General features: G+C 68.1%; 28 protein-coding genes. 23 read left to right on the top strand and 5 right to left on the bottom strand.

Annotated features, from left to right (window positions below; genetic code table 11):
• The first annotated feature begins 2 nt into the window (after positions 1-2).
• The 22 genes from fliJ (at position 3) to RIA68_08205 (ending at position 20,100) form a co-directional block, all read left to right on the top strand.
• Positions 3-461 carry a flagellar export protein FliJ gene (gene fliJ / locus RIA68_08310; protein ID MEQ8317442.1) on the top strand — a complete coding sequence of 153 codons (459 nt, stop codon included), beginning with the start codon at positions 3-5 and terminating at the stop codon, positions 459-461.
• A gap of 3 nt (positions 462-464) precedes the next feature.
• Complete coding sequence (locus RIA68_08305) at positions 465-1,220, top strand: hypothetical protein (GenBank protein MEQ8317441.1); 756 nt, start codon at positions 465-467, stop codon at positions 1,218-1,220.
• Positions 1,183-2,340, top strand: coding sequence for a flagellar hook-length control protein FliK (locus tag RIA68_08300; GenBank protein MEQ8317440.1), 1,158 nt, complete (start codon positions 1,183-1,185; stop codon positions 2,338-2,340). The genes RIA68_08305 and RIA68_08300 overlap by 38 nt, the downstream gene beginning before the upstream one ends.
• Before the next feature lie 37 nt (positions 2,341-2,377).
• Entirely contained in the window at positions 2,378-2,800 is a 423-nt protein-coding gene (locus RIA68_08295) for a flagellar hook capping FlgD N-terminal domain-containing protein (GenBank protein MEQ8317439.1), read from the top strand.
• Positions 2,797-3,240, top strand: a complete 444-nt coding sequence (locus RIA68_08290; GenBank protein MEQ8317438.1) for a hypothetical protein — start codon at positions 2,797-2,799, stop codon at positions 3,238-3,240. The genes RIA68_08295 and RIA68_08290 overlap by 4 nt, the downstream gene beginning before the upstream one ends.
• A gap of 44 nt (positions 3,241-3,284) precedes the next feature.
• Positions 3,285-5,048, top strand: a complete 1,764-nt coding sequence (locus tag RIA68_08285) for a flagellar hook-basal body complex protein (GenBank protein MEQ8317437.1) — start codon at positions 3,285-3,287, stop codon at positions 5,046-5,048.
• Between the two features lie 24 nt (positions 5,049-5,072).
• On the top strand, positions 5,073-5,270 hold the full coding sequence (locus RIA68_08280) for a flagellar FlbD family protein (GenBank protein MEQ8317436.1): 198 nt from the start codon (positions 5,073-5,075) through the stop codon (positions 5,268-5,270).
• A gap of 115 nt (positions 5,271-5,385) precedes the next feature.
• Complete coding sequence (locus tag RIA68_08275; GenBank protein MEQ8317435.1) at positions 5,386-6,171, top strand: motility protein A; 786 nt, start codon at positions 5,386-5,388, stop codon at positions 6,169-6,171.
• 3 nt (positions 6,172-6,174) lie between these two features.
• The gene (locus RIA68_08270) at positions 6,175-6,921 is read left to right on the top strand and encodes a flagellar motor protein MotB (protein ID MEQ8317434.1); all 747 of its coding nucleotides are present in this window, start codon (positions 6,175-6,177) and stop codon (positions 6,919-6,921) included.
• 28 nt (positions 6,922-6,949) lie between these two features.
• A complete protein-coding gene (locus RIA68_08265) occupies positions 6,950-7,480 on the top strand; it encodes a hypothetical protein (protein MEQ8317433.1) in 531 nt (176 codons plus the stop codon).
• 103 nt (positions 7,481-7,583) lie between these two features.
• On the top strand, positions 7,584-8,291 hold the full coding sequence (fliN, locus tag RIA68_08260; protein ID MEQ8317432.1) for a flagellar motor switch protein FliN: 708 nt from the start codon (positions 7,584-7,586) through the stop codon (positions 8,289-8,291).
• A 91-nt stretch (positions 8,292-8,382) separates the two neighbouring features.
• Positions 8,383-9,093, top strand: a complete 711-nt coding sequence (locus RIA68_08255) for a flagellar biosynthetic protein FliO (GenBank protein ID MEQ8317431.1) — start codon at positions 8,383-8,385, stop codon at positions 9,091-9,093.
• Positions 9,090-10,085, top strand: coding sequence for a flagellar type III secretion system pore protein FliP (gene fliP / locus RIA68_08250; GenBank protein ID MEQ8317430.1), 996 nt, complete (start codon positions 9,090-9,092; stop codon positions 10,083-10,085). The genes RIA68_08255 and fliP overlap by 4 nt, the downstream gene beginning before the upstream one ends.
• 10 nt (positions 10,086-10,095) lie before the next feature.
• Entirely contained in the window at positions 10,096-10,350 is a 255-nt protein-coding gene (locus RIA68_08245) for a flagellar biosynthetic protein FliQ (protein ID MEQ8317429.1), read from the top strand.
• Positions 10,351-10,373: 23 nt separating this feature from the next.
• Complete coding sequence (gene fliR / locus RIA68_08240) at positions 10,374-11,162, top strand: flagellar biosynthetic protein FliR (GenBank protein ID MEQ8317428.1); 789 nt, start codon at positions 10,374-10,376, stop codon at positions 11,160-11,162.
• Complete coding sequence (gene flhB, locus RIA68_08235) at positions 11,155-12,258, top strand: flagellar biosynthesis protein FlhB (GenBank protein MEQ8317427.1); 1,104 nt, start codon at positions 11,155-11,157, stop codon at positions 12,256-12,258. The genes fliR and flhB overlap by 8 nt, the downstream gene beginning before the upstream one ends.
• Complete coding sequence (gene flhA, locus RIA68_08230) at positions 12,258-14,375, top strand: flagellar biosynthesis protein FlhA (GenBank protein ID MEQ8317426.1); 2,118 nt, start codon at positions 12,258-12,260, stop codon at positions 14,373-14,375. The genes flhB and flhA overlap by 1 nt, the downstream gene beginning before the upstream one ends.
• A 128-nt stretch (positions 14,376-14,503) precedes the next feature.
• Positions 14,504-15,964 carry a flagellar biosynthesis protein FlhF gene (flhF, locus tag RIA68_08225; GenBank protein ID MEQ8317425.1) on the top strand — a complete coding sequence of 487 codons (1,461 nt, stop codon included), beginning with the start codon at positions 14,504-14,506 and terminating at the stop codon, positions 15,962-15,964.
• Positions 15,964-16,881, top strand: coding sequence for a P-loop NTPase (locus tag RIA68_08220; GenBank protein ID MEQ8317424.1), 918 nt, complete (start codon positions 15,964-15,966; stop codon positions 16,879-16,881). The genes flhF and RIA68_08220 overlap by 1 nt, the downstream gene beginning before the upstream one ends.
• 528 nt (positions 16,882-17,409) lie before the next feature.
• The gene (locus tag RIA68_08215; GenBank protein ID MEQ8317423.1) at positions 17,410-18,273 is read left to right on the top strand and encodes a FliA/WhiG family RNA polymerase sigma factor; all 864 of its coding nucleotides are present in this window, start codon (positions 17,410-17,412) and stop codon (positions 18,271-18,273) included.
• A gap of 85 nt (positions 18,274-18,358) precedes the next feature.
• Positions 18,359-18,904 (top strand): 2-amino-4-hydroxy-6-hydroxymethyldihydropteridine diphosphokinase, encoded by a 546-nt coding sequence (gene folK, locus RIA68_08210; GenBank protein ID MEQ8317422.1) that lies wholly within the window; start codon positions 18,359-18,361, stop codon positions 18,902-18,904.
• A 185-nt stretch (positions 18,905-19,089) separates the two neighbouring features.
• A complete protein-coding gene (locus tag RIA68_08205) occupies positions 19,090-20,100 on the top strand; it encodes a hypothetical protein (GenBank protein ID MEQ8317421.1) in 1,011 nt (336 codons plus the stop codon).
• A gap of 188 nt (positions 20,101-20,288) precedes the next feature.
• Here RIA68_08205 and RIA68_08200 read toward each other — a convergent pair whose 3' ends face one another.
• From RIA68_08200 to purM, 3 genes are all read right to left on the bottom strand, one after another.
• Entirely contained in the window at positions 20,289-20,567 is a 279-nt protein-coding gene (locus RIA68_08200; protein ID MEQ8317420.1) for a hypothetical protein, read from the bottom strand.
• Positions 20,568-20,659: 92 nt separating this feature from the next.
• Positions 20,660-21,589: a prepilin-type N-terminal cleavage/methylation domain-containing protein gene (locus tag RIA68_08195; GenBank protein MEQ8317419.1), complete on the bottom strand. Its 930-nt coding sequence runs from the start codon at positions 21,587-21,589 to the stop codon at positions 20,660-20,662.
• A 372-nt stretch (positions 21,590-21,961) separates the two neighbouring features.
• On the bottom strand, positions 21,962-23,140 hold the full coding sequence (purM, locus tag RIA68_08190) for a phosphoribosylformylglycinamidine cyclo-ligase (protein ID MEQ8317418.1): 1,179 nt from the start codon (positions 23,138-23,140) through the stop codon (positions 21,962-21,964).
• 184 nt (positions 23,141-23,324) lie between these two features.
• Here purM and metK point away from each other — a divergent pair, with 184 nt between their 5' ends.
• Positions 23,325-24,515: a methionine adenosyltransferase gene (metK, locus tag RIA68_08185; GenBank protein MEQ8317417.1), complete on the top strand. Its 1,191-nt coding sequence runs from the start codon at positions 23,325-23,327 to the stop codon at positions 24,513-24,515.
• Position 24,516: 1 nt separating this feature from the next.
• Here metK and RIA68_08180 read toward each other — a convergent pair whose 3' ends face one another.
• Positions 24,517-25,203, bottom strand: coding sequence for a nicotinate-nicotinamide nucleotide adenylyltransferase (locus RIA68_08180; GenBank protein MEQ8317416.1), 687 nt, complete (start codon positions 25,201-25,203; stop codon positions 24,517-24,519).
• Between the two features lie 34 nt (positions 25,204-25,237).
• Positions 25,238-25,588 carry a hypothetical protein gene (locus tag RIA68_08175; protein ID MEQ8317415.1) on the bottom strand — a complete coding sequence of 117 codons (351 nt, stop codon included), beginning with the start codon at positions 25,586-25,588 and terminating at the stop codon, positions 25,238-25,240.
• Between the last annotated feature and the right edge of the window lies 1 nt (position 25,589).

Below are 25,589 nucleotides of genomic sequence, written 5' to 3'. Positions count from 1 at the left end.
GCGTGACGCGGCGGTTCGTGTTCGAGTTGCAGGCGGTGCTGGAGCAGCGGCGACGCGACGAGCGTAACGCTCAGGCGCTGCTGGCGTCGGTGCAGCGCGAGCGCAGCGACATCGAAGCCGAGATCGCCAAACTTCGTGCGACGGTCGAGGCAGAGCGGGAGGTCTCGCGGTCGCTCATGGTCGGACGCGTATCGGCCCGATCGCTGCGGGAGCACGTGGCGGGAGAGCTCGGGGCCGATCGAAGGGCTCGATCGCTGGCGGTAAAGCTGGCGGGCGTGCAGAAGCGCGTCGACCGGGCGCGCGAGTTGCTGCGCGAGGCAGCGGTGCGCCGCGAGGCTATCGAACGGCTGCGCGAGCGGCGGCATCGGGCGTGGGTGGCCGAGCTCGAGAAGGCCGAGCGGCAGGAACTGGACGACCTTGCGGTCATGCGTCGCGGGCACGCGGGCGCGGCGGAGGGCTAGACGATGCGGAACCTGTGGACCATCGCGTCGGTGCTGGCGATCGCGAACCTGATTGCGATCGGGGCGTTCGCCGGCTGGCTGGGCATGACCGGGCGGCTCGACCAGGAGCGATTCGAGTCTCTGAGGCAGGTGCTGGCCGAGACGGGCGAAGAGCGGCAGGCTCGCCTGGCGGCTGAGACCGCGGAAGAGGAAGCGCGCCAGCAGGAGGTCGAAGAGCTCCGCGACCGCGTGAACACGCTGATGACCTCGCCCATGACGGCCGATGAGCTCGTTCGCCTGCAGCAGGAAGCGGCGATGGCGGCCGACCAGCGTATGACGCGGGCCATGCGCGAGCTGGAAGACTTGCGGGACCTGCTCGCCCGCGAGCGGCAGGAGACCGATCGGCTTGCGCAGGCCATCGAGATGCAGCGAGAGGCGTTCGAGGCACGCATCGCCGAGCGGGATCAGTTGCTCGGCCAGGAGCAATTCCGTACCGCCGTTGACACGCTGCAGGGCCTACGCGCCCCGTCGGCGCACAACGTGTTGATGGCGATGTGGGACGGGCAGGCCGAGCCCGCCGAGGGCGAGCTCGACGGCCGTGCGATGGTGGTGGAGTACCTGCGGTCGATGGATGGCCGGCAGCGGAACAAGGTGATGGCCGAGTTCGAGAAGAACGACGCCTCGTTGGCCGCGGTTTTGCTGGAGCGACTGCGAACGGACGGCGTAGCGCCGGAGGTCGCCGATGCAGCAGCAGGTCCAGCTCAGCCCGAAGGTCCCTGACGCCGAGCGTCCGCAGCGCTCCGCGAAGGAGCGCGAGGTACGCGTACAGGGCGATGCGGCGACCTTTGGCATGCTGCTGGGCGCGCTGCAGGCGGGCGAGGCCGGCATCGTGCGCGGCGAAGCGCGTAACGACTCGGCGGCCGAGTGGAACGCCCAGGACGCACGCGAGAACCGGCAGCAACCGCGCCAGACCGCGCAAAATCTCGGACAAGGGGCGCAGGAACCGCGCGGTCGGCTGGAGCAACTGGTCAGCGAGGCGACGCGGCCGACCAATGGCCCGCAGACGCCCGCGGCCGAGGTCCGAGCCTCCACGCACGACCCTGCGATGGCTGCTCGCTCTCAGTTCGAGAACCAGCCGGTGCCGCAAGATCCGCCGCAACCGTCAGGTGATCAGATATCACGCGGCGAGCAGCGTTCGACTCCGGAGCACGCAGTCGTGCAGCAGCGTGCCCAGGCAGTTGCTGCCTCGGTCTCGACCGCTTCGACCGCGGTCGCGGCCGGCGCCCGCGCGGGTGTACAGAGCTCGCAAGTGGGCACCGTGGACGCCGCTCGCGGGCCGCAGGGTGGCGCGGCCCGCGGGCGTGCACCGAGCGTGCCGCAGCGCGCCGACCAGACGCTGCGCTTCGAGAAGGCGTTCCAGGCCCAGGTCGGTCGCGGCCTGGCGCAGGCGCTGCGCTCGGGCAACGGCGAGGTCACGCTCCGGCTCCGTCCGGAGAACCTGGGCCAGCTCAGCGTGCGCGTGCAGGTGCAGCAGAACCAGGTGACCGCGACGTTCGAGGCACGGCACGCCGAGGCGCAGCGAATGCTGGAGGGCTCGCGCGACGTGCTGCGGCAGCAGCTCGAGTCGCGCGGGCTGACGGTCGAGCGGATCGACGTGAGGCTGATCGAGGAGCCGACGCAGGCTGGTACGCGGCTTGCGATGGATCGCGACGGCGGAGCCGATGGGGGCCAGGATGGCCAAGCGTTTGCCGGCGAACGTGACGGGCGAGGATCGTCCGATGGCGACGGGGCGGACGGCGGGTCGCGGCGCGGAGCGACGCGAGATGATGACGGGCTGGCGGTCGCCGGGGCGGAGCCCTGGCGGGCGTTGGGAACGGTGAGGCTGAACGCCATCGCGTAGGCATGGCCCGGCTTCGTGTGCTCCCGGAGTGCGTCGCATGAGCGCTATTTCCGCCGGCTCGGGGCTTGCCTCGGGCGCGACTCAGACCAATCGCATGGGCGAGCTCGATTCCCAGGAGTTCCTGGGCATCATCCTCGCGGAACTGCAGGCCCAGGACCCCCTGGCGCCCAACGACACGAATGCGTTGGTGCAGCAGCTCTCGAGCGTGCGATCGATCGAGAGCGACCTGCAACTGACCGAGAAGCTCGAGTCGCTCGTGACGGACAATCGTCTGGCGAGCGCGACGTCGATGGTCGGGCGTCGTGTCGAGGGCATCGATGAAGCGGACCAGACGATCGTGGGTACAGTGGCCGCCGTGCGCACGCGTGATGGCGCGCCGACGCTGCTGCTGCAGGATGGCTCGACGCTGCCGCTCGATCGGCTGACGGGCGTGGGCGAGTACGCGGAGCTGCTGCCATGACCGGTACGCCGCTCGACCTGCTGAGTCTGGTTGGCCTCGGCACGAGGCTGCTTGGCCTGGGTGGAGGCGAGAAGGCCCCTGATGGTGCTGGATTCCAGGACGCGCTCGATGCCGCTCGCAGCGGGAAGCTGGGGAGTGGTCGCGTCGTTGTGTCGGGCGCCGAGCTCGGCGTCGACCTGAGCGCGGATCAGCTCGAGCGGTTGTCGTACGCGGCCGACGTCGCCGAAGCGCAGGGCGCCCAGACCGCGGCGGTGCTGATGGACGGCATGGTGATCAGGCTCGACGTCGAGAGCCGCACGGCGCTCGCGAGCACGCCGGCCGACAGCGCGATGATGACCGACGTCGACGTTGTGTTGTCGGCCGGGTCAGGCGAGGCAAGTGCGGCCAGCGGCGACGCGCTGCTGCGGCAGCTGGCCCCGGGTGGCGCCCCGATTTCGTAGGAACAATCGTCGCGATTCAAACGCGGCGCGAAGGAACGTGACCCATGGCTTCGACCACGGCCCTGTTTTCCAGCCTGAGCGGGCTGAACGTCGAGACGCGACGGCTCGACGTCATCGGCAACAACATCGCGAACGTCAATACGACGGCCTTCAAGGGTGCACGGATGCACCAGGCCAACCAGAACCCGCGGACGTTCAGCATCGGCAGCGAGCCGTCGGCCGATCTGGGCGGGACCAATCCGCACCAAGTGGGCACCGGCACGAAGATCGCCGGCATCCAGCGCGATATGGGCAGCGGCACGATCTCGCCCACCGGCGTGCCCACGGACGTAGCGATCGACGGCGCGGGCTTCTTCGTGCTGCGTGGCGGAGACGAGCGCTTCTACGGCCGGGCCGGCGCGTTCACGCTGAACGAGAACAACGAGTTGGTCACGCTCAACGGCGAGCGTGTGCAGGGCTGGGGCATCAACGACAGCTTCGAGGTGCAGCGCGGCCAGCTCCAAGACGTCGAGATCGAGCTCGGATCGCTGACGATCGCCGAGGCGACGTCGACGGTGCGCTTCGACGGCGTGCTCGACGCGGGTGGCGAAGTAGCGCAGCAGGGCTCGCGGACGGTGCTGTCCGGCGGCGACGGGCTGGGGCTCGCCTCGATCGACGGCGCCCCGCTCACGGTCGATACGCCGCTGGTGGGGCTCGAAGACCCGGCGCAGCGCGGCGCGGGGGCGGCGATGTTCCTCGAGGGGCAGACGCTGCAACTCGGCGAGCAATCCACCGTGGGTGATGGCGTCCAGGTCCGTGGGGCGGAGAAGGGTGGCCGAACGCTGCCCATCGCGGCGCTGGCGATCGGCGCAGCGACGACCATCGGCGACTTCATCGGATTCCTGAACGCTTCCCTGGGCATCCAGCCGGAGCCCGGCGGGGGCGCGGTGGGCGTGTCGCTCGACGAGGCGACCGGGCAGATCCAGATCGTGGGCAATCGCGGCGCGGCGAACGACCTGGACATCGAGACCGGGGACTTCGTCGTGCTTGACGAGAACGGAGAGACAACCGGACGCAACCCGTTTGCAACGCAGACGACGCGCGAGGCGGACGGTGAATCGGAGCGCACGCCGTTCTTCGTGTACGACTCCTTGGGCAGCCTGGTGCTGGCCGACCTGACGATGGTATTGGAGAACAAGACCGACGCCGGCACGACCTGGCGCTACTACGTCGAGAGCGATGAGGCGGCCGGCGGCACGGCGCTGGCGACGGGCACCATCGAGTTCGACACCAACGGCAACCTGCGGCAGGCCGAGCCCGTGGGCGTGGTGCTGAATCGCGCGCCGACTGGGGCGGGCCAGCCGCTCGCATTCGACCTCTTGTTCCAGGGCGAGGGGTCGCGCTTGCAGGCGCTCGACGTGGGCGAGGGCGAGTCGGGCATCGCGGTAGACGATCAGGACGGGCTACCGGCGGGCACGCTCAATGCATTCGGCATCGGAGCCGACGGCATCATCAGCGGCTCGTTCACCAACGGATTGAGTCGCCCGATCGGGCAGATCGCGCTGGCGACGTTCGCCAACGCCCAGGGGCTCGCCGACGCGGGAGACAACCTCTTCCGCAGCGGGCCGAACAGCGGCGATGCGGTGATCACCGAGCCGGGCGGCTTCGGCACCGGAGCCACGCTGGGCGGACAGCTCGAGGAGTCCAACATCGATCTGAGCCGCGAGTTCATCGGGCTGATTTTGGCCCAGACCGGCTACTCGGCGAATGCCCGCGTGATCCGGACGACCGACGAGCTCCTGCAGCAGCTCGTCGTGCTCGGGCGGTAATGCGTCCCCAGGGAGGTCGGCGGCATGATCGCGCTCACGAGGCTCAATGGCAAGGCGTTCGTGCTCAACGCGGAGCTTATCCGGACCATCGAAGAGAACCCTGATACGACCATCACGCTGGTGAGCGGCGACCACATCGTGGTGAAGGAGCCGATGGCCGAGGTCGTGACGCGTTCGGTGGAGTACGGGCGGCTGCTGCGTCGGTTGTTACCGCCGACGTGAATTCTGGCGTGGTCCGAATCTTGGACTCAAGCGGTCGATAAGGCGCGACGATGAAGATGGGGAACGTGTGCGGCTCGTGCCGCCGATCGATGTGCCCCGTTGGAGCGAGCGTCCCATGGATATCGGAACCGTCGTAGGGCTCGTCCTCGCCGTGGTTGCGATCGCCATCGCCGTGGTGATCGGCGGCGGCGGCAACATCATGGCACTGGTCGATCCGACGTCGGTTTTCGTGGTGATCATCGGGGCGACCGGTGCGGTCGTCGTTTCCTTCCCGCTTGCGAGAATCACCGGCCTTGTGGGCGTGGTCAAGAAGTCGTTCTTCAACGAGACGGGCGACCCGGCCGAGACGATCGCCGAGCTCGTCAAGTACGCCGAGGTCGCGCGTCGCGAGGGCATCCTGAGCCTCGAGAACCTGATGAGCGAGATGAAGGACCCCTTCATCGTGCGCGGCGTCAAGATGGCCGTCGACGGGACGGATCCGGAGCTGATCGAGACGATCCTCGAGACCGAGCTCGATGCGCTGACCGAGCGGCATCAGAGCGGCAAGGCCGTGCTCGACGCGCTGGCCAAGTACGCGCCGGCGTTCGGCATGATCGGAACGCTGCTGGGCCTGATCTTCATGCTCAAGAGCATGGACGACCCGAGCAAGATCGGTCCGGGCATGGCGGTGGCGCTCATCACGACGCTGTACGGCGCGTTGATCGCGAACCTCTTCGCGTCTCCCATCGCCGACAAGCTGGCTGCGAAGGACGCCGAGGAAATGCTGGTCAAGACGATCATCGTGACCGGCGTGATGTCGATCCAGAGCGGCGACAACCCCCGCGTGGTGGAGAGCAAGCTGCTGACGTTCCTGCCGCCGGCCCAGCGAGATGCATTCGTCGCGGCCCGCGAGGCGGCGTGAGCCATGGCCAAGAAGCGCAAGAAGCCACCACCCCAGGGCGTGCCCGAGTGGGTCGTGACCTACGGCGACCTGATGTCGCTGCTGTTGTGCTTCTTCATCCTGCTAGCCGCCTTCAGCGAGCTCAAGCAGGAGCGCGACTACCAGGACGTGGTGCGGAGCATCCAGGAAGCCTTCGGCTACCAGGGTGGCATCGGCAAGACCCGGGTCGATGACGTGCCCTTCAACACGGTCGACACGCTTGATACCGATAACTCTGAGTCTTCCGAGAAGCCATTCATCTCCGCCGAAACCACGACCGAGTCGATCGCCGGCCGAGAGGAGAGCACGAACGTCATCAACGAGGGCCTGAGGTTCACGGTCGGAGCGAGCCTGACGTTCGACGAGGGCTCGTTCGAGCTCAGCCCGCGGGTCCAGCGGCAACTCCGCGAGGAGATCGGCCCGGCGCTGCGGGGCCACCGCGTCAAGATCGAGGTCCGCGGGCACGCCTGGGGCGCCGAAGACCAGATCTCGGGGTTGGACTTTTACGATCTTTCCTATCGCAGGGCCAGGGCGGTCATGGACTACCTGGTGGCTGAGGTCGGGCTCGATCCGAGGCTCATGGAGCTCGAGGCAAAGGCCGATGGCGAGCCCATGGTGGCGGCCCGCGGGCCGGGCGCGGCGGCCGCGTCGAATCGCCGGGTGCAGGTGATCCGCACCGAGATCAACCCGGACGAGACGCATCCCGATCCCAATTGGACCGGGCGGCCGTAGCCGATAACACGATTGGCGGAGGACAGGCATGGCCGACGAGGCACCCAAGGACACCGAGAACGCCGAGGCTCCCGAGGGGAAGAAGGGGCCGTCCATCAAGCTCCTGGCGGTGATCGCGGCGATCATGGCCGTCGAGGGCGTGGGCGTGTTCCTGTTCATCACGATGATGAGCGGCGGACCGAAGGACGCGGCGGCCGAGATCGTGAGCGAAGACGAGGACCCCGAGGCCCTGGTGGAGGTGCTGCTGACCGACGAGCAGTACCAGAACATGACGAGCAACCAGGTTTGGATCTGGGAGGCCCAGATCTTCCTGAAGGTCCGCCGGAAGAACCAGGACTACGTACAGAAGCAGCTCGAGCAGCGTACGGCCGAGATCCAGGAAGGCATCACGCAGATCTTCCGCCGGGCGAAGCTGACCGAGCTGCGTGAGCCCGACTTCCGCACCGGGTCTCGCCAGCTCACGGCGCTCATCAACGACGTCTTTGGCAACGACGCCGACGGGCTGCCGAGGGTCGAGCGGCTGGTGATCGCCAAGCTCCGAGGCTTCCCGCGGAACTGAGTCCCTCGACGGGGGAGCGCAGGTATTGCGCGGTGCTCGCACAGTGGTGCGCGCCGATTGGCAAAAGCTGCGGACGACCGGGCCCCGGCTCCGATGTTGGCACATGCCGGCGGAGCCCGGCGTCTTCGTGCCGGCATGCGCCGGCCCGATCGAGACCCGCGCACGCCTCGGCGTGAAGGTGAGCAGGATGCCCGAAGAGCGGCCCGAAGAACAGTCCGAGCAGGAGCCGTCGGCCCAGGGCGACCCGGGCGATCCGCCACAGGGCGAGAGCGCCGCGGGCGATGCCGCGGGCGACGCGACCGATGGAGACGGAGACGACTCGACCTCCGAGGCTTTGGAAGCAGCCAAGGAGGCGCTTTCCAGCATCCAGGCCGAGGCCGATGCGGCTCTGGGTGATGAGAAGGCGCCGGGCGAGAGCGGTGGGTGCGAGACGGTCGCCGATTCGGTGGTGCAGGCGGCGCTCAAGGCCGCCCAGCAGGGCGGTGGCGAGGGCGCCAAGCTGGAACTGCCCGACTTCGACCTTTCGAGCGTCAGCGGTGCCCAGCACGGCCTGGACATGCTGGCCGATGTACAGCTCGACGTGCGCATCGAGCTGGGGCGGACGCGGATGCTGGTGGAGGACGTGCTGCGGTTGAACTCGGGCGCGGTGGTCGAGCTCGACAAGCTGGCCGGCGACCCGCTGGACGTCTACGTGAACGATCGACTCGTGGCCCGGGGCGAGGTTCTGGTGCTGAACGACAACTTCTGCATCCGCGTGAACGAGATCATCGACACGGTCGGCCAGGAGCTGACCGAGGAAGCGGCTTCGTAAGGGACCGGGTGGACGGCGGGGCAATCGCTCCGCCGGGCGGACTGACAGATCGTGCGGCGGAGCCCGCGCGTGCCGAGCCAGGGAAGGCGACATGGCGTTTCGATGGGTGGCATGGTGTGCATTGGTGGCGCTGGTAGCCGGCGCTCCGCGCGCGCATGGCCAGGTCGGGCCGCCCATGGACGATCCGGTTCGGGTCGAGGCCGTCAAGCAACCAGAAAGAGAACTCGTCGAACCCCCTCCTGCCGCAAGGCGGAGCGAGTCGGAGATTCCGCTGCTCGCCGCCCCGAGCGAGCCGGGCCCGACCGGTGGGAGCGCGACACCCTCGGCTGGCGGCTGGGCGAGGTCGCTCGCGTCGGTGTCGATGGTAATCGGCCTGATCCTGGTGCTCGCGGCATTGGCGAAGTTCGTGTCGCGGCGCTCGGGGTCGGTCGCGGCGATGATGGGGCCGGGCGGGCGAGCGCCCAGCGGCGTGCTGGAGGTGCTGGCTCGGTATCCGGTCGGACGCGGGCAGGTGCTGGTCCTGCTGCGGATCGATCGGCGCGTGCTGCTGCTCAGCCAGAACATGGCGGCCAAGGGCGGCAGCTTCACCACGCTCGCGCAGTTCGACGATCCCTCCGAGGTCGCGGCCATCCTGCGTCAGACGCGCGACGAGGCGAGCGAGAGCGTGTCGGTTCGCTTCCGTCAGGCGCTCGAGCGATTCCAGGGCGGCGACGCCGAGGTAGATGGCGTCGAGCGCGGCGAGATCATCGAGGTTGGCCCGCGCGGCGAACCACTGCCCCGGGGGCGGGGAGTGTGGGCGTGAAGTGGCTGGCGTTCATCGCGGCGGTGGTGGTGGCGCTGGGCGCCTCGACGGCGTGGGCGCAGGGCGAGATTGGGCCGCCGATGGACTTCGCGATGCCTCCGCCGGCCGCGTCGGACGTCGCTCGCGAGCTTGCGAGCTCGCTGGAGGGCCGCGACGGGGGGATGAACCCGCTCTCGGTGCTCGGCGCGGCGGCCGAGGCGCTGCCGGGCGACGAGCAGGGCGGGCGGGCCGGCATCAGCACGGCGGTGAGCATCATGCTGGTGCTCACGGTCGTGACCCTGGTGCCGTCGATCATGCTGATGACCACATCGTTCATCCGCATCATCATCGTGCTGGGCTTGCTGAAGCAGGCGATGGGAACGCAGACGGTGCCGCCGGGGCAGGTGATCTTGGCGCTGAGCTTGTTCTTGACGCTGTTCATCATGACGCCGACGATCGGGCGGATCTACGACGAGGCGATCGTGCCCTACGAGCAGGGCGAGATCACCGACTACGAGCAGATGTGGGAGGCGGGCGCGCGGCCGCTGCGCGACTTCATGTTCGACCAGATCGAGGCGACCGGCAACTGGTCGAGCCTGCTGACCATCATGGAGTATCGCGGCTACGACGTGAGCGATCCGAGCAAGCTGACGCGGGCCGACGTCGGCATGGCCGAGCTGGTGCCGGCGTACATGCTCAGCGAGCTGAAGGTCGCGTTCCTGATGGGGTTTCGGATCTATCTGCCATTCCTGGTGATCGACATGGTGATCGCCAGCGTGCTGATCTCGATGAGCATGATGATGCTGCCGCCGGTGCTCATCAGCCTTCCGTTCAAGCTGTTGTTGTTCGTGATGGCCGACGGGTGGCAACTGCTCGCGGGCTCGCTCTTGGAGAGCTTCGTGCTGGAGGGACAGATCGAGCGGCTGAGCGACCAGGTTTCTCGCGTGGCGGGCGAGGGGTTGGTGCTCGCCGCGCCGCTGGTGGGCGCGATCAACTGGCTCCCGGGCGTGTAGGAGGGCCGCGATGGGCAGCGACTGGATGGTGGAGCTGGTGCGCGACGTGCTGCTGCTCACGCTGCGCGTGGGCGGGCCCGTGCTGATCGTGGGCGTGATCATCGGCCTGGTGATCAGCCTGTTTCAGTCGCTGACGTCGATCCAGGATCAGACGCTGTCGTTCGTACCGAAGATCCTGGGCATGCTGCTCGTCTCGCTGTTGCTCTTGCCGTGGATGGTGATCCAACTCGTCGAGTTCACGATCGAGATGTTCCGGCTCTTCTGAGGGGGCGGTGACTGTTGGATCCCGTGGCCGAGAGCATCCTGGAGCACCTGCTGCCGTTCTGGATGGTGGCGGCGCGGCTGAGCGGGCTGTTCCTGTTCGCGCCGGTGTTGGCCAGCCGGCTCGTGATGCGCCGCGTCCGCGTCTTGCTGCTGGTCATGCTGACCGTGGCGCTGTACCCCGCCGTGGCGGCGGGTGGCATGGAGGCGCCGCCGCTGGAGCTGGGTTCGATCGCGGTCGTCTTGTTCAGCGAGGTCCTGATCGGTCTGGCGATCGGGATGCTGGCGACGATGCCGCTGGTTGCCGTGCAGATCGCCGGCAGCGTGATCAGCTACAAGCTCGGGCTCGCGCTGGCACAGGTGTACAACCCGGAGTTCGATGCCCAGTCGGAAGTGGTCGGGCAGGTGCTGTACCTCATGGCGCTGTGCCTGTTCATCCAGATCGGCGGGCTCGAGCAGATGATCGTTGCCATCATGCACACCTTCTCGACGCTTCCGCCCGGCATGGCATGGATCGACGTGGCGCCGGCCCAGCTCCTGGTGATGCTGCTGGACGTGGCGTTCGTGGTCGGGTTGCGGATCGCGATGCCGGTCTTGCTGATGGCGACGCTGGCGAGCCTGGCGATGGGCGTCTTGATGCGCACGATCCCGCAGATCAACATCATGACCATCGGCTTTGCGATCCAGATCGTGCTGGGCATGGGCGTGCTGGCGGTCTCGATCTACGCCATCGGCGACGTGACCGGCGACGCGATCGCCGACGGCTTCGGCCGAATCCACGCGTGGGCGCGGACGCTGGGGGTGGCCGATGGCTGACGACCCGGGCGAGAAGACCGAAGAACCAACCGCGCACAAGCTCAAGAAGACGCGCGAGCAGGGCCAGGTGGGTAAGAGCCAGGACTTCGGCGCCGTGGTCATGATGGCCGGCGCCGCGGTCTTGCTCGCGGCGATGGGCATCCTGGCGACCGGCCTGCTGTCGGCGATGATGCGCGACATCATGGCCGGCAGCGCCCCCGGACACGCGGTCGTCGTCGACGACGTCAACCGCACGCTCCGCTGGCTTGGCGTGCGCATCGGGCTCATCCTGGTGCCGACGATGGCGGTGATGTTCGTGATCTCGCTGCTGTCGCAACTGGTCCAGGTTGGCTGGGCGCTCTCGCCCGAGGCCATCAAGCCGAAGCTCAGCCGCATGAACCCGGTCAGCGGAGCCAAGCGCATCTTCGGGCCCAAGGGGGCCGTCAAGCTCATGATGGACCTGGTCAAGCTGGTCCTGGTCATGGTGGTGGTGGTGTTCGTGATCGCACGGTGGGTGCCGGTCCTGGGAGCGCTCCCGCTGATGGACCTGAAGGCGGGGGTAGTCGCGAGCCTCCGGGCCATGGTCGAACTGTCGATCTGGATGTTGGCGGTGCTGCTGATCATCGGCCTGATCGACCTGAAGTACCAGAAGTGGCAGCACCGCCACGACAACAAGATGACCAAGCAGGAGGTGAAGGAAGAACAGAAGTCCATGGACGGCGATCCGGAGATGAAGCAGCGCCGCTCTCGCGTGGCGCGTGAGATCGCCCTGCAGCGAGTCCAGAGCGACGTACCCGGGGCTGACGTCGTGGTGACCAACCCGACGCACTTCTCGGTGGCGATCAAGTACGACGCCAACGAGATGGCGGCGCCCAAGGTCGTTGCCAAGGGCGCCGATTACGTGGCGTTGCGCATCCGTGAGGTCGCGCGAACGAACGGCGTCCCGGTCGTCGAGCGCCCACCGCTGGCGCGCGCGCTGTACCGGGGCGTCGAGGTCGGGCAGACCATCAGCCCCGAGCACTACGAGGCAGTCGCCGAGGTGCTGGCGTACGTGTATCGGCTGGAGGGCAGCCACAGGGCGCCCGCACCGTCGGAGACCGTGGGGGCAAATAGCTGATGGCGGTGGGCGACGGCATCCTGGCTCGGCTCGAAGCGCTCTCGAAGTGGCGCGGCATCATCGTGCCCATCGGGTTCGTGGCGTTGCTGGCCGTACTCATCGTGCCGTTGCCGAGCTTCCTGCTCGACCTGATGATCTCGACGAACGTGTCGCTGTCGGTGGTCGTCCTGCTGACGGTGCTGTACATGGACCGGCCGCTGAAGTTCAGCGTGTTCCCCTCGTTGCTGCTGGGCGTCACGATGTTCCGGCTCGTCCTGAACATCGCCTCGACGAGGCTGATCCTGACGGCCGACGCGACCTCGCCCGAGGACGCGATGGACGTGGCGGGCCAGGTCATCGAGGCGTTCGGCAACTTCGTGGCGGGCGACTCGCTCTTCGTGGGCATCGTGATCTTCCTGATCCTCGTGGCCGTGCAGTTCCTGGTGATCACCAAGGGCGCCACGCGGATCAGCGAGGTTGCGGCGAGGTTCACGCTCGACGCCATGCCCGGCAAACAGATGGCCATCGACGCCGATCTGAACGCGGGGATCATCAGCGAGCAGGAAGCACGCGACCGGCGTGAGGAAATCCGGCGCGAGGCCGACTTCTTCGGTGCTATGGACGGTGCGAGCAAGTTCGTGCGCGGCGATGCGATCGCGGGCATCGTCATTACGGGCGTCAACATCGCCGGCGGATTTGCCGTGGGCACGATCGAGCGCGGCTGGCCCGCATCGCAGACGGCCGAGACGTTCAGCCGGCTGACGATCGGTGACGGGCTCACGAGCCAGATTCCCTCGTTCATCATCGCCATCGCGGCGGCGCTGATCGTCACGCGCTCGGGCGACAAGGGCGAACTCGGACAGGAGCTGACCGGCCAGGTGTTCAGCCAGCCCAAGGGGCTGGCGATCACGTCGATCTTCCTGGGCGTGCTGGCGTTCACGGGGCTGCCGGCGGTGCCGCTCTTGGCGACGTCGCTCGGGCTCGGCGGCATCGCGCTGGCGATGCGGCGCGCGTCGCGGCCACCACCCCCTCCGCCGCCGGCGCCGCCCCCTCCGCCCCCGGCGGTTGAGAGCCTGTTGAAGGTCGATCTGCTGGAGTTAGAGGTCGGCCAGTCGCTTGTGTCGCTCGTGGGCACGGGCGATGGGAGCGACCTGCTGGAGCGCATCTCGGCCGTGCGGCGGCAGCTCGCGCTCGACAGCGGGTTCGTCATGCCGCCGGTGCGGATCCGCGACAACCTGCAGTTGCCCCCGACGCACTACCGCGTGCGCATCCGCGGGGCCGACGTCGCGCGTGGTGAGGCCAGGCCCGACCAGCTCCTGGCGATGGACCCGGGCATCGCCACCGGCAAGCTGCAGGGCGAGCCGACCAAGGAGCCTGCGTTCGGCCTCGACGCGTGGTGGATCACCACCGACATGCGGATGCGGGCCGAGTCGATGAACTACACCGTCGTCGACGCGGCCAGCGTGCTCACGACGCACCTGACCGAGGTGGTGAAGGCCCACGCCAGCGAGCTGCTGACGCGCGAGGAGGTGGGCAACCTGATCGAAGGCGTGAAGGACCGCGCCCCCAAGCTCGTGGAGGAGGCGCTCGCCGGCTCGGTGAAGCTGGCCGACCTGCAGCACGTGCTGCAGAACCTGCTGCGCGAGCGCGTGCCCATCCGCGATATGGAGACCATCCTCGAGGTGCTGGCCGACTGGGGCGGCAAGACCAAGGACGTCGACGTGCTGACCGAATACGTGCGGAACGGGCTGCGGCGGGCCATCTGCCACCAGTACGCCATCGACGAGGGCGACGGCAGGCTCGTGCTCTCGTGCGCGACCGTCGATCCGGCGATGGAAGACCTGGTCAGCAGCTACATCGACCGCGGCGCCGAGACCACGACGCTGACGATGCCCGCCGGCGTGAGCAACGCCGTGGCCCAGGAGATCACCAGGGCCTTGGAACCGGTGGTGAATTCCGGGCACGCTCCGGTGCTGCTGGCCTCGCCCACGGTGCGTGCGGTGCTGTTCCAGATCATGGAGCCCAGGCTGCCGGGCATCGCGGTGCTGGGATACAACGAGGTTGACCAGAAGATCGAGCTGAACGCAATGGGGCTGGTGCGGCCGCCCGGCGAGGCAGCGGTCGCGCACGCGGGGTAGGGCGTGCCCGATTCGCGTTCTGGTTGGCATGAAAATGTCGTCGCCGGCTCCGCGGGTTGTCGATAGTCCCGACGCGACCCAGCCGGGCCGGAGGCCCGACTTGCATCTGAGAAGGAGCCACGGAGGGCATGGGCATCCGCACCTATCGCGCACGGTCGATGGCCGACGCCATCGACGCCGTCCAGCGGGAGCTGGGCCGCGATGCGATCATCCTGCACACGCGGAACTACAAGGTCGGCGGGCTGTTCGGCATTGGTGGCCGGCCCGTCGTCGAAGTGACCGCGTCGCCGGCGTCGGTCGTGCGCGATCGCCAGCGCGGCAAGGCCCCGCGACAGACCGGGGTTCGGTCGCCGCAGCCCGCCAGTCCGCCCAAGCAGCCCGCCAGGCCTCGGCCCCGGCGAGAGCTTGCCGAAGCTGCCGATCCGACGTCGCCGCAGCGGCGGCAGGAGCTGCTCGAGCGATACACCCAGCTCGCTGGTGCCCCGTCTCCGGCGCCCCAGCCGAACGCTTCGCCCGAGGCGCCACCATTCGAGGTTGCGGCGGCTCCCGTGAAGGCCGATAGTTCGGCTCCGTCCGAGCGCGTCGAGCGCATGCGCGTCCGGGCCTCGGGAGCCAACACCCCGGCAGCGCCGGCTGGCGTCGAGAGCGAGCTGCGCAGCCTCCGCAACATGCTGGGCCGCATGATGCACACGCAGCAGGCCGGGCCCGTGTCGGCCGCAGCGCTCGGCGAGCCCCTGGCCGGGGCCTACGTGCGGATGGTCGAGGCCGAGGTGGATCGAGACCTGGCGGACGAGGTCGTCTCGGTCGTGCGAGCAGGGCTGACGCGTGAGGAACTCTGCGATGCGTCGCTGGTGGGCCCGGCGGTGCAGGGCGCGCTCGCCGACGTGGTGCGGGTGGCATCGCCCGGGCGGGGCCGGACCGAGGGCGGTCCGCTCACGATCGCGCTCGTCGGTCCCACCGGGGTGGGCAAGACCACCACGATCGCGAAGTTGGCCGCCGCGTACAAGCTCCGGCGTGGGCGGCGGGTGGGCTTGATCACCACCGACACGTTCCGCATCGCCGCGGTCGAGCAGCTCCGGACGTACGCCAGCATCATCAGCGTGCCGCTGCGGGTGGTCATGAGCCCGGCCGAGATGGCCGCGGCGTGTCGCGCGATGAGCGACTGCGATGTCGTTCTCATCGATACGGCCGGTCGCTCCCCGCGCGACGACCAGCGCGTGGACGAACTCTCGGAGTACCTGGCCGCCGCGAAGCCCGACGAGACGCATCTGGTGCTGGCGGCGACCGCAGGCGCAGGCGCGCTGCGGCGCGCGGCCGAGGGCTTCGCCAAGGCGGGCCCGGATCGCGTGCTCTTCACCAAGCTCGACGAAGCCGAGGGCGTCGGCACGGTGATCTCCATGGTCCATGCGCTCGGCCTGCCGCTGAGCTTCGTCACCACCGGCCAGGAGGTACCCGACCACATCGAGCCCGGACGAGCCGATCGTCTGGCCCGGCTGGTGCTCGTCGGCGGCGTTCCGGCGAGGCGTCCCGAGCCGCGTGCGCCTGAGACGAACTTGCCCGAGTCGGCACTGACCGAGGTTGGTGCGTGATGCCGGCGGCGGCAAGCGATCAGGCATCGGCGCTGCGGCGTCTAGCCCAGCGCCGGTCGAGCCCCGAGCCGCCGGTCCGCCGGGCGCCCGTCATCGCCATCGCCTCGGGCAAGGGCGGCGTCGGAAAGACGACCATCGCCGTCTCGATGGGCATCGCGCTGGCCAAGCGCGGGCTTCGAGTCGCGCTCGTCGACGCCGACCTGGGCCTGGCCAATGCCGACCTGATCTGTGGGCTGCGACCGACGGCCCGGCTGACCGAAGCGGTCGCGCGCGTGGCCCAGGGCGACCGGGTCACGGTCGACCTCGTCCGCCGGATCTCGATGCGTGGACCAGCGGGCATGGTCGTCGTGCCGGGCATGGTCGGTCCGCTGCGGCTCGCGTCGGGTGCGGACGCCCGCGCGGCGGTCGCGCAAACGGTCGACCTCTTGAGCCGCGCGATGGACGTGGTCGTCGTCGATCACGGCGCGGGGCTCGGGGCCTCGGTGCGCGATGGCCTTGCGCGAGCGGCCTTGCCCTTGGTGGTCGCGACGCCCGATCCGGCGTCGCTCGCCGACGCGTACGCGCTCGTGAAGAGCGTGCGCAACATCCAATGCGAACGAATTCCGTACTTGCTGATCAATCGTGCGAAGGACGCCGGCGATGCGCAGGCCGCGCACGCTCGGGTGGCGGAGGTCGCGGCACGATTCCTCGGGTGCGGCCTGCCGATGGTGGGGCACGTTCCGGAAGATCCGATCGTGCAGCGCTGCTCGCGGGTGCGACGCCCGCTGGCGCTCGCAGCGCCTAAGTCGAGCGCTGCTCGCCACTTGAACAGGGTGGTGCAGCGTCTGTCGGAAGAGATCGAATGCGAACGATCGGATTCTGATCGGAAGGGGCGCCCCGCGCGCGGCCTGCTGGCACGGATCGTGCGGGGCCGATAGCGACGCCGACCGGGTGCGGCGTTGCGCACTTCCTGCGCTGAACACAACTTTCGTGCGCAAATCGGCTTGAGTCGCCCAGGCTCGTGGCCGATGGAGGTGGCACATGCCGCCGTCAGGATCGTCCCAACCGTTGCCATCGCGCGTTTGCGGCCCGCTCTGCGGGTTGTGCGGGTTCTCGGTTGCGATGCTCTCGGGATTGATCACCTCGAGCGATGCGTCGAGCGTCATGCTTCGCGCCATCGTGTCGTGCCTTGGTTGTTATGGGCTTGGGGTCGCGGTTGGATACGTCTTTGAATTGATCGCACAGCGTGTGGTCGATCGCGAGCGAGAGCTGCGCGGGGTCGCGGAGGCTGACCCGGCTGCAGCAAATCAGAAAACATCTTCGTGAGATTGTTGAAACGCTGGCGTTCGACCTTGGTATTCTGTATACTCAACAGTGCGTGACCACGGATGGCACGCGCGACCACAGCCCGAAGACCGGTTTGCCGGAGTGTCGGGCTCGATGGAACAGGGGTCAGGGAGCCGACCATGCCCACCGCTCTCAAATCGTCCAAGTCTCCGAAAGTCCGTCCTTCTCGCGTCCGTGCTTCGGCCGACGCAGCGGAAGTCGCGGTCGATTCGGTGTATGCGGAAATGGACATTCGCGAGGTCTGGAAGCTCTACGCGACCGAGCCGAGCGACGAGATCCGAAACTTCCTTTGGGAGAAGTACCTGCCGATCGTGCGGTACAACGCCGAGCGCATCCACGCGCGGCTGCCCGACGAGGTCGACGTCGAAGACCTGGTGCAGGCCGGCATGTTCGGACTCATGGGGGCCATCTCGGCGTTCCAGCTCGAGAAGAACGTGAAGTTCGAGACGTACTGCGCCCGCCGCGTGCAGGGCGCCATCCTCGACGAACTCCGCGCCATGGATTGGGTGCCGCGCCTGGTGCGCAGCCGGTCGGCCAAGGTCGACGGCGTCCGCCGCTCCATCGAGATGGAGACCGGCCAGCCCGCGTCGGATGATCAGGTCGCCAAGCGGCTCGGCGTCGGCAAGGACGAGTTCGACAAGATCCGCCGCGACAGCCGCGCCGTCTCGACGATGTCGATGACGCGTAAGGCCAGCGACAGCAGCGGCGGCGAAACGCGTGACCTCGAGGTCATGCGCGACGGAGCCGACAACCCCGTTCGGACCATGCAGCGCAAGGACCTGCGCGACATGCTGACCAAGGGGCTTAGCCGGGCCGAGCGGCTGATCGTTATCTTGTATTACTACGAGAGCATGACGATGAAGGAGATCGGCGCGACGCTGGCGCTCTCCGAGAGCCGCGTGAGCCAGATGCACAGCGCGATCCTCGAGCGGCTGAAGGCCCAGATGCAGCACCGCACCCGCGAGTTGGAGCCGATGGAATAGCCCGGCGCGGGCGACGCCCATCGCGAGATCCAGATAGACCTTCCCGGCCGCTTGCCCACGACGCAGGCGGCCGCTTTCATTGGTCGTGGACAACCCCGCCGAAGACGCCTGGTACCTCGAAGCTCGCACGCCGCTCGCAGAAGAGCGCAAGGCCTACGTCGGGCTGGGCAGCAACCTAAACGATCCGGCGGGCAACGTCATCCGCGCCGCGAGCGAACTCGGCACGATCGCCGGCGTCCGCGTCATCGCCACGAGCCGCCTCTACACGACCACGCCCGTGGGCGTGGCCGACCAGCCCGACTTCGTGAATGCCGTGGCGATGCTCGAGGTCGACTGCTCGGCGCGGGCGTTGCTCGACGGCATGCTCGAGATCGAGCGGCGGTACGGGCGAGACCGGGCGCGCGAGCAGCGGTGGGGGCCGCGGACGCTCGACCTCGACCTGCTCTTGTTCCGGCAGCAGGCGATCGACGAACCCGGATTGACGGTGCCGCACCCGCGGATGGCCGAGCGGTTGTTCGTCCTCGAGCCACTGGCGGATCTTGCGCCGGCGTTGAAGCCGCCCGGCTGGACGATGAGCATCGGACGACTGACCGAACGCCTGCGCGCGGCGCGGGTTGGGGCCGAGGCGTGAGGCTCGGCGTCGTTCTTGCGGTCGGCCTAGCGGTCGTCGTGGCATGCGTCGCCGCGTCGGAAGCGTCCGCGGCCCAAGAAGAAGGTCCGCTCGATGCGTTGCTCGACGCATATCGATCGGGATCGGTCGTCGATCGGATGGAAATCGAAGTGCCGCGTGCTTCGGGGCCGGCCTTGCGAGACGTCATGACGATCGCGATCCGAAAGAGCGACGATCCCGCCGTATCGCTCTCGATGGGCGAGGCCAACCCGCTGCGGGTGGTGGCCGAGCCCGGTCGGCTGATCGCCTGGCGCGCCGGCGATCGTTCCCGCGTGTTCGTGGCACCGCTGCCCGAGCCGTTCGGACGCGAGTCGCTCGAGACCGTGCTCCCGCCGCTGCTCGCGCCGCAGCTCGATCTGGCGTTTGCCGACCCGCCGAGTCGGATGCTGGCGTTCATGCCGCCGCTTTCGTGGTCGCTCGTTGCGTCCGGAGAACTGGATCGATACGCCGGTGTCTCCTTGGGCGCTTCGCTCGAGCTGAGCGCGGGACGAGACGGCCGGCTGGCAGCGATCGAAGCCCGGCGGGGAGGCCGCCTCGTCGCGAGGGCCAGCATCGAGGCTTTGCAGAGCGATGCAGACTGGTTCGAAGCGCCGTCGCTCGACGTCGAGGTGGTCGCCACGCTTGCAGAGCTCGGCGAGCCTCCCGCACCGGTGCGCGCGGGCGAGGTTTTCGGAGACGCCATCGGCACCGACGCCCGAGGCCGGGTGGCGACGCTCCGGGGCGTCGCGGGCGAAGGCGATCGCGTGGTCGTGCTGGCGCTCTCGGCCAGGCTGGCGGACGAACGCGCACGGCTGGTTGGACAGCTGGCCGAAGCGCGCCTCGCACCGCTGGCCGCGATGCTCGATGCGACGCTGGTCTTGCTCGTGGTCGGAGACGCGTCGTCGGCACGCGTCTTCGAGCGTGTGACGCGCACGTCGCGGGCCGACGCAGGACGCGTGCGGGCAATCGCCGTGGATCGACGTCCGGCTTGGCTCGGCGATCTCGGACAGGGCGTTGCGTTTGCCGTCGATGGCGGACCATGGATGCTGCTGGCCGAGCATCGGATTGCCACCGACGACGATGAGTCGGTGCAGCATGGTCCCTTCGAGTCGAGCGTGGCTCCGAGGTCGTTGGCGGAGCGCCTGGCCGAAGCGGTTGGTGCGGCGATGCGGGAGTAGCGGCTCCTCGTCCTCTGGTTCGTAGCTCGTCGATCGGCCGAGTCAACTGCGCGAGACAGTTCCTGAGTCCTTGGACCGATTGAAGCCGGCCGTTGCCTCTGTCGTCGCCGACCGATCGAGACTACCGAGAGCGCCAACGAAACAGGGGGCCGTTCAGGCCCCCTTGCTCTTTAGAATCGTGTCGTTGATTAGCCGTCGGCTCCCGGCGCCATGCGAGAACTGCCCGAGGGTGGCGGTGGCGGTGCACCTGGATCGCGCGGCTCATCGGCTGCGGCCGCGGCTTGCGGGTTCCGCGGGTTCGACGAGATCGGGCGGCTGCTGGGCCAGAGGCTCCATGCCAGCACGCCGAAGCCAACGACGACGATCACCGCGTAGATCGCGAGCTTGCCGATGGCCTTGTTGTCGCCGCCGAGCTTGTCGGTGAGTGGCTGGAGCTTGTACTTGAGTTCCTGCAGGAAGTCGGACATGGATCTCGGTACCTCGGTGTGAGCGTGACGCAACGAATGAACAAAGAGCCACGCAGGGCGCGGCTCTCTGTATTGCTCGGATCAGGCCACGCTTAGCGTGGGTTGAAGATGAACGTGTACTTGTTCGTCGTCAGGTTGGCCTCCGGATCGCTCGGATCCTTCGGCTCGATGAGCACGTACTCGGCGTGGCCGTCGTAGAACGCCATGACGCTCTTGTTGAGTTCGTTGAACTCGCCCAGCCAATCACGGCCCTGGTCGTCGTTGGCGACCACGTCGGCGGTCTGATCGTGGATCCAGACCATCTTCGAGGCATCGAAGAACTCGGCCTGGCGGAAGCGCTTCATGCCCTCTTCCCACCTCTCGCTGCCCTTGGGATACCGGATCGGCCCCCTGCCGCCCGTCGTCCACGCCGAGAACTGGCGCATGTCGCCGGCGTCCCACCAGCGCATGTTCACGTGGTAGCTGGTGCCGACGTCGTCGTAGCTGCCGAGCTGGGTGTTGGGCTCGGGCCACGTGCGCTGGTGCGTCTTCTTGTCGCCGGGCGAGCGGAACGCCGGCATCTCGAGCACCTCACGCTGCCGGTCGTCGGGACGACCTTCTTCGTATCGCACCGGGGCGGGGTTGTAACCGTTGGGCTCGGGCAGATTCAGGTCGGGATAGACGTACGGGTTCAGGGGCTTGGTATAGGCCGGCTCGTCGAAGACGCCGCCGCTGCGGGTACGCCAGTACTCCGAAGCGTCCTTGCCGCCGTAGCTCCAGGTGCACCAACCGCCGATGCCGCCATTGCGCCAGGACATCTTCATCGGGATGTCATCGTTGAAGTCGGCCTTGTAGTTGAAGAAGGCGACTTGCAACTGTCGCACGTTGCTCAGCGAGACGGCCTGGTAGCCCAGCAGTCGCGCCTGGCCGAGGGCGGGCAGCAGGATGCCGATGAGCAGGGCGATGATGGCGATGACGACCAAGAGCTCGATGAGCGTGAATGCGCCCTTGCTCCGGTCACGTCCGAGTCGTTGCACTCGCATGGAACATGTCCCCGTCGGTATGGCATGCACGGAACCGCCAAGATCAGGCCTTTGTAGCCGCCGGCCGGTCGCCTTCTTCCAGAACGGAAAGGCGACCGAGGGAACGCCGGCGGAGATGTTGACCTGAGCAGAACCGATGACACACCGCTTGTCGCCCGGGCCTCGTGTCCCTGGGCGACGCCTCGCTGACGGAGGGCGGCACGCGCCGCGACCTCCCCTTGCGGTCCAGTATACCAGAACCACACGGAATCACAACACGATTCGCGGGTCGATCGGGGTTGGGTGCACTTGGGATTGTCCCTGATTACCCTCGACGAGTTGGTCCAGACCCCGATCTATACCAATCAAAGATCAAACAAGTCGCTGGGTCGGCTACGAGCGGAACACGACGCGGCCCTGGCCCCGGCGGATGACGCCGATGCGGCTGACGCGCTCGCCCGAGCGAGCCAGCTTGTCGGCCACGGCGTCGGCAAAGGCGGGGCGGACCACGACGCAGAAGCCGATGCCCATGTTGAAGACCTTGTCCATCTCCGGACCGCGGACGCTGCCGTGCTTCTTGAGGAACGTGAACACGGGCGGCACCGTCCACGCCTTGCGATCGAGGACGGCGTCGACGCCGGGGTTCAAGGAGCGTTCGAGGTTGCCGGCCAGGCCGCCGCCGGTGATGTGGGCCATGCCGCTGACGACCCGCTTGACCTTGTAGCCGCGCAGGAGCTTGGTGATGCTCGGCGCATAGATGCGCGTGGGCGTGAGCAGGACGCGGCCGAGCGGCTGCTCGGGGTCGAGCTCGGGGTAGGTCTGGCTGAGGTCGAGTCCGGCGTGCTCGACGATGCGGCGGACGAGGCTGAAGCCATTGGAATGCAGGCCGCTGGAGGCCAGGCCGAGCACGACGTCACCGGGCTCGACCTTCATGCCGCTGGTGGCCTTGCGCAACTCAACGACGCCCACGGCGAAGCCGGCCATGTCGAATTCGCCCTCGGGATAGATGCCCGGAAGCTCGGCGGTCTCGCCGCCCAGGAGGCTGCAGCCAGCAATCTTGCAGCCCTCGGCCACGCCCTTGACCAGGTCGACGAGCATGAGGTGCTCGACCTTGGGGATGGCCAGGTAGTCGAGGAAGAAGAGCGGCTCGGCGGCCTCGACGATCAGGTCGTTGACGCACATGGCCACCAGGTCCTGGCCCACGGTGTCGAAGGTATTGGTGTCCCGGGCGAGCTTGAGCTTGGTGCCCACGCCGTCGGTGGCCGCGACGAGCACGGGCTCCTTGTAGTTGCGCTTGAAGAGCTTCTCGTTGAAGTCGAGGCGGAAGAGGCCGGCGAATCCGCCGTCGTTCTTGAGCACGCGCGGGCCGTGGGTGCGCCGCATGAGGCCCAAGATGGCCTGGACGAAGCGATCGCCGGCGTCGATGTCGACGCCCGAGTCGGCGTAGGACAGGTTCCGCTTGGCGGGATTGGTCTTGGTCGAGGTGGCGTTCGGGGTCGTTTTGGTGGCCGGCTTGGTCGGAGCGCGCTTCCTGGTGGTGGTGCGTTGCTTCTGGCCGGCGGGTGTGGGCATGGGCAAGCGTAGGGCTGGGCGGTTGGCCCCAGTGTTGGTTTCGGGCCGAGACATTCGGTTCTTGGCCGCTAGACTGATCCTTGATCCACCGGCCGGCGGGATGCTGGCATGGCCGCGGCCGGGGGTGGGCGCCGCATCGACCGCGGGCGGCCCGTGAGGCTCAGTGCCGGGAGACCGAAGTTCGATGGCCAACAACCGCACGTCGCTGTTTACGTCCGAGTCCGTCTCGATGGGCCACCCCGACAAGGTCGCCGACCAGATCTCGGACGCGATCCTGGACGTGATGCTCAAGGACGACCCGTACTCGCGCGTGGCGGTCGAGACGATGGTGGCCACGGGCCTGGTCGTCGTGTCGGGCGAGGTGACGACGAGCACGTACGTCGACATCCAGGACGTCGTCCGTGACACGATCCGCGACATCGGCTACGACGACGCGGAGATGCGGTTCGACTGCGACTCGTGCGCCGTGCTCGTCGCGCTCAACAAGCAGAGCCCCGACATCGCCCAGGGCGTCGACCGCGAGGGCGCGGGCGACCAGGGCCTGATGTTCGGCTTTGCCTGCAACGAGACCGATGAGCTGATGCCGCTGCCGATCCAGCTCTCGCACCGGCTCGTCGAGCGGCAGGCACAGGTGCGGCGAGACGGGATCATCCCCGGCCTGCGTCCGGATGCCAAGAGCCAGGTCACCATCGAGTATGAGGGCCTCAAGCCCGTCCGGGTCGACACCGTGCTCATGAGCACCCAGCACGACAAGAGCTGGAACGGCAAGCAGCAGGAGCTGCGCAAGCAGGTCATCGAGCACGTCTTCAAGCCCGTCCTGGGCGAGTGGTGGAACTCGGGCATCACCATCCACGTCAACCCCACGGGCCAGTTCGAGATCGGTGGGCCGCACGGCGACGCCGGGCTGACGGGCCGGAAGATCATCGTCGATACCTACGGCGGCCGCGGCCGGCACGGCGGCGGCGCATTCAGCGGCAAGGACCCCACCAAGGTCGATCGCTCGGCGGCCTACATGGCTCGGTACATCGCCAAGAACGTGGTGGCGGCCGAGCTGGCCGACGTGTGCGAGGTGCAGCTCAGCTACGCCATCGGCGTGGTCGAGCCCACCAGCGTGCACGTGGACTGCCTCGGCACCGAGAAGGCCGACCTGGACCAGATCGAGAAGGCCATCCGGAAGGTGTTCCCGCTCACGCCGCGTGGCATCATCGAGACCCTGCAGCTGCGCAAGCCCATCTACCGCCTGACCGCACGGCACGGACACTTCGGCCGCAAGCCATTCGAACGAGACGGCAACGGCTACTTCACCTGGGAGAAGACCGACAAGGTCGACCAACTGAAGTCGGCCGTCGGTGGTGCTGTTGCGGCCGGCGCGTAGATCAGGTCCGACCGTAGAGCCCGTGTCGACGCACGAACTCGAGCACGCTCGGGTGCATTGGCGTGTCGACGGACGAGCCTTGGGCCTTTCGCACGGTCGTCGACGCGGCCCGAATCAGATCCACGTCGATCAATGACGCCGTCCAGCGGTCGAGTTCGCCTTCGCTCCAGAACGAGGCGTTCGCCATCGCCGTGCGCAGATGGGCCGCGGTCGAGATGGGGTGCCTGGGCAGGACGAGCGGGTGGGCGAGTTCGAGCATGCGGCGGGCGTCGCGCCAGCGGTGAAAGCTGACGGCCTGGTCGGCGCCGATCATGAACCAGAGCGTGCGATCGGCCAGGAGCGACGCGGCTCGCGCAAGGGTGCGGACCCAGTAGCTCGGTTCGCCTTCGTTGGCACGGTCGAGCTCGTCGGTCCAGATGGTGCAGTCGGGCAGATCATGCGTGGCGAGGCGCAGCATCTCGACGCGTTGGGCGTCGGTTGCGGTGGGGGCGTCGTCCTTGTGCGGCGACCGCGCGGCAGGCACGAAGACAAGGAATGCGCGTGCGCCGATGCGGTCTTGCAGCTTCTGCCGGCCGAGATCAGCCAGGGAGACGTGCGCAACGTGCGGCGGGTCGAACGTGCCGCCGAAGAGGACGACGTGCGGGCAGTCGACCGGGACCGGCAGCGGCGTGGGCTCGGCGTGGGTCACGCAGCACGATAGCGCCGAAGCAGGGTGGCTCGATCTAGTCCGAGCCGTCGTCGGGGACCATCATGAGCGGGCCGAGCGATTCGCCGGCTTCGTCGGCCCAGAGCTCGTGGGGAGCCAGGAGCGGATACTCCTCGGCGAGGGTCTCGAGAGGCAGGCGCTCGGCGACGACGACGCCCTGGGCGTCGACAACCGTGTACCGGGGGCCTTTTTCGGTCACCTCGATGCGGACGCCGTAGTCGCGTCCTTCGAGCGTGCCGAGGTCGATGGCGGGCGGCTGGGGCTCTGGCGTGCTCGTGGCCTGGCCCTGGCGCGGCTTGATCGACACGAATAGCACCACGGCGCCGGCGGCGGCCATCAGGATCGGCAGTGCGTGCTTGCGTCCCATA

The sequence above is a fragment of the Phycisphaerales bacterium genome (genome assembly GCA_040217175.1).
In the GTDB taxonomy this organism is placed as follows: domain Bacteria; phylum Planctomycetota; class Phycisphaerae; order Phycisphaerales; family UBA1924; genus JAHCJI01.
This window is presented reverse-complemented; position numbering and strand designations above follow the sequence as displayed.

What these genes read in the sequence shown, in the direction of transcription:
- RIA68_08305 (MEQ8317441.1), top strand. Translation starts at nt 465, where the DNA reads ATGCGGAACCTGTGGACCATCGCGTCGGTGCTGGCGATCGCGAACCTG.
- RIA68_08300 (MEQ8317440.1), top strand. Translation starts at nt 1,183, where the DNA reads ATGCAGCAGCAGGTCCAGCTCAGCCCGAAGGTCCCTGACGCCGAGCGT.
- RIA68_08295 (MEQ8317439.1), top strand. Translation starts at nt 2,378, where the DNA reads ATGAGCGCTATTTCCGCCGGCTCGGGGCTTGCCTCGGGCGCGACTCAG.
- RIA68_08290 (MEQ8317438.1), top strand. Translation starts at nt 2,797, where the DNA reads ATGACCGGTACGCCGCTCGACCTGCTGAGTCTGGTTGGCCTCGGCACG.
- RIA68_08285 (MEQ8317437.1), top strand. Translation starts at nt 3,285, where the DNA reads ATGGCTTCGACCACGGCCCTGTTTTCCAGCCTGAGCGGGCTGAACGTC.
- RIA68_08280 (MEQ8317436.1), top strand. Translation starts at nt 5,073, where the DNA reads ATGATCGCGCTCACGAGGCTCAATGGCAAGGCGTTCGTGCTCAACGCG.
- RIA68_08275 (MEQ8317435.1), top strand. Translation starts at nt 5,386, where the DNA reads ATGGATATCGGAACCGTCGTAGGGCTCGTCCTCGCCGTGGTTGCGATC.
- RIA68_08270 (MEQ8317434.1), top strand. Translation starts at nt 6,175, where the DNA reads ATGGCCAAGAAGCGCAAGAAGCCACCACCCCAGGGCGTGCCCGAGTGG.
- RIA68_08265 (MEQ8317433.1), top strand. Translation starts at nt 6,950, where the DNA reads ATGGCCGACGAGGCACCCAAGGACACCGAGAACGCCGAGGCTCCCGAG.
- fliN (MEQ8317432.1), top strand. Translation starts at nt 7,584, where the DNA reads ATGCCGGCGGAGCCCGGCGTCTTCGTGCCGGCATGCGCCGGCCCGATC.
- RIA68_08255 (MEQ8317431.1), top strand. Translation starts at nt 8,383, where the DNA reads ATGGCGTTTCGATGGGTGGCATGGTGTGCATTGGTGGCGCTGGTAGCC.
- RIA68_08245 (MEQ8317429.1), top strand. Translation starts at nt 10,096, where the DNA reads ATGGGCAGCGACTGGATGGTGGAGCTGGTGCGCGACGTGCTGCTGCTC.
- flhB (MEQ8317427.1), top strand. Translation starts at nt 11,155, where the DNA reads ATGGCTGACGACCCGGGCGAGAAGACCGAAGAACCAACCGCGCACAAG.
- flhA (MEQ8317426.1), top strand. Translation starts at nt 12,258, where the DNA reads ATGGCGGTGGGCGACGGCATCCTGGCTCGGCTCGAAGCGCTCTCGAAG.
- flhF (MEQ8317425.1), top strand. Translation starts at nt 14,504, where the DNA reads ATGGGCATCCGCACCTATCGCGCACGGTCGATGGCCGACGCCATCGAC.
- RIA68_08220 (MEQ8317424.1), top strand. Translation starts at nt 15,964, where the DNA reads ATGCCGGCGGCGGCAAGCGATCAGGCATCGGCGCTGCGGCGTCTAGCC.
- RIA68_08215 (MEQ8317423.1), top strand. Translation starts at nt 17,410, where the DNA reads ATGCCCACCGCTCTCAAATCGTCCAAGTCTCCGAAAGTCCGTCCTTCT.
- RIA68_08205 (MEQ8317421.1), top strand. Translation starts at nt 19,090, where the DNA reads ATGACGATCGCGATCCGAAAGAGCGACGATCCCGCCGTATCGCTCTCG.
- RIA68_08200 (MEQ8317420.1), bottom strand. Translation starts at nt 20,567, where the DNA reads ATGTCCGACTTCCTGCAGGAACTCAAGTACAAGCTCCAGCCACTCACC.
- RIA68_08195 (MEQ8317419.1), bottom strand. Translation starts at nt 21,589, where the DNA reads ATGCGAGTGCAACGACTCGGACGTGACCGGAGCAAGGGCGCATTCACG.
- purM (MEQ8317418.1), bottom strand. Translation starts at nt 23,140, where the DNA reads ATGCCCACACCCGCCGGCCAGAAGCAACGCACCACCACCAGGAAGCGC.
- metK (MEQ8317417.1), top strand. Translation starts at nt 23,325, where the DNA reads ATGGCCAACAACCGCACGTCGCTGTTTACGTCCGAGTCCGTCTCGATG.
- RIA68_08175 (MEQ8317415.1), bottom strand. Translation starts at nt 25,588, where the DNA reads ATGGGACGCAAGCACGCACTGCCGATCCTGATGGCCGCCGCCGGCGCC.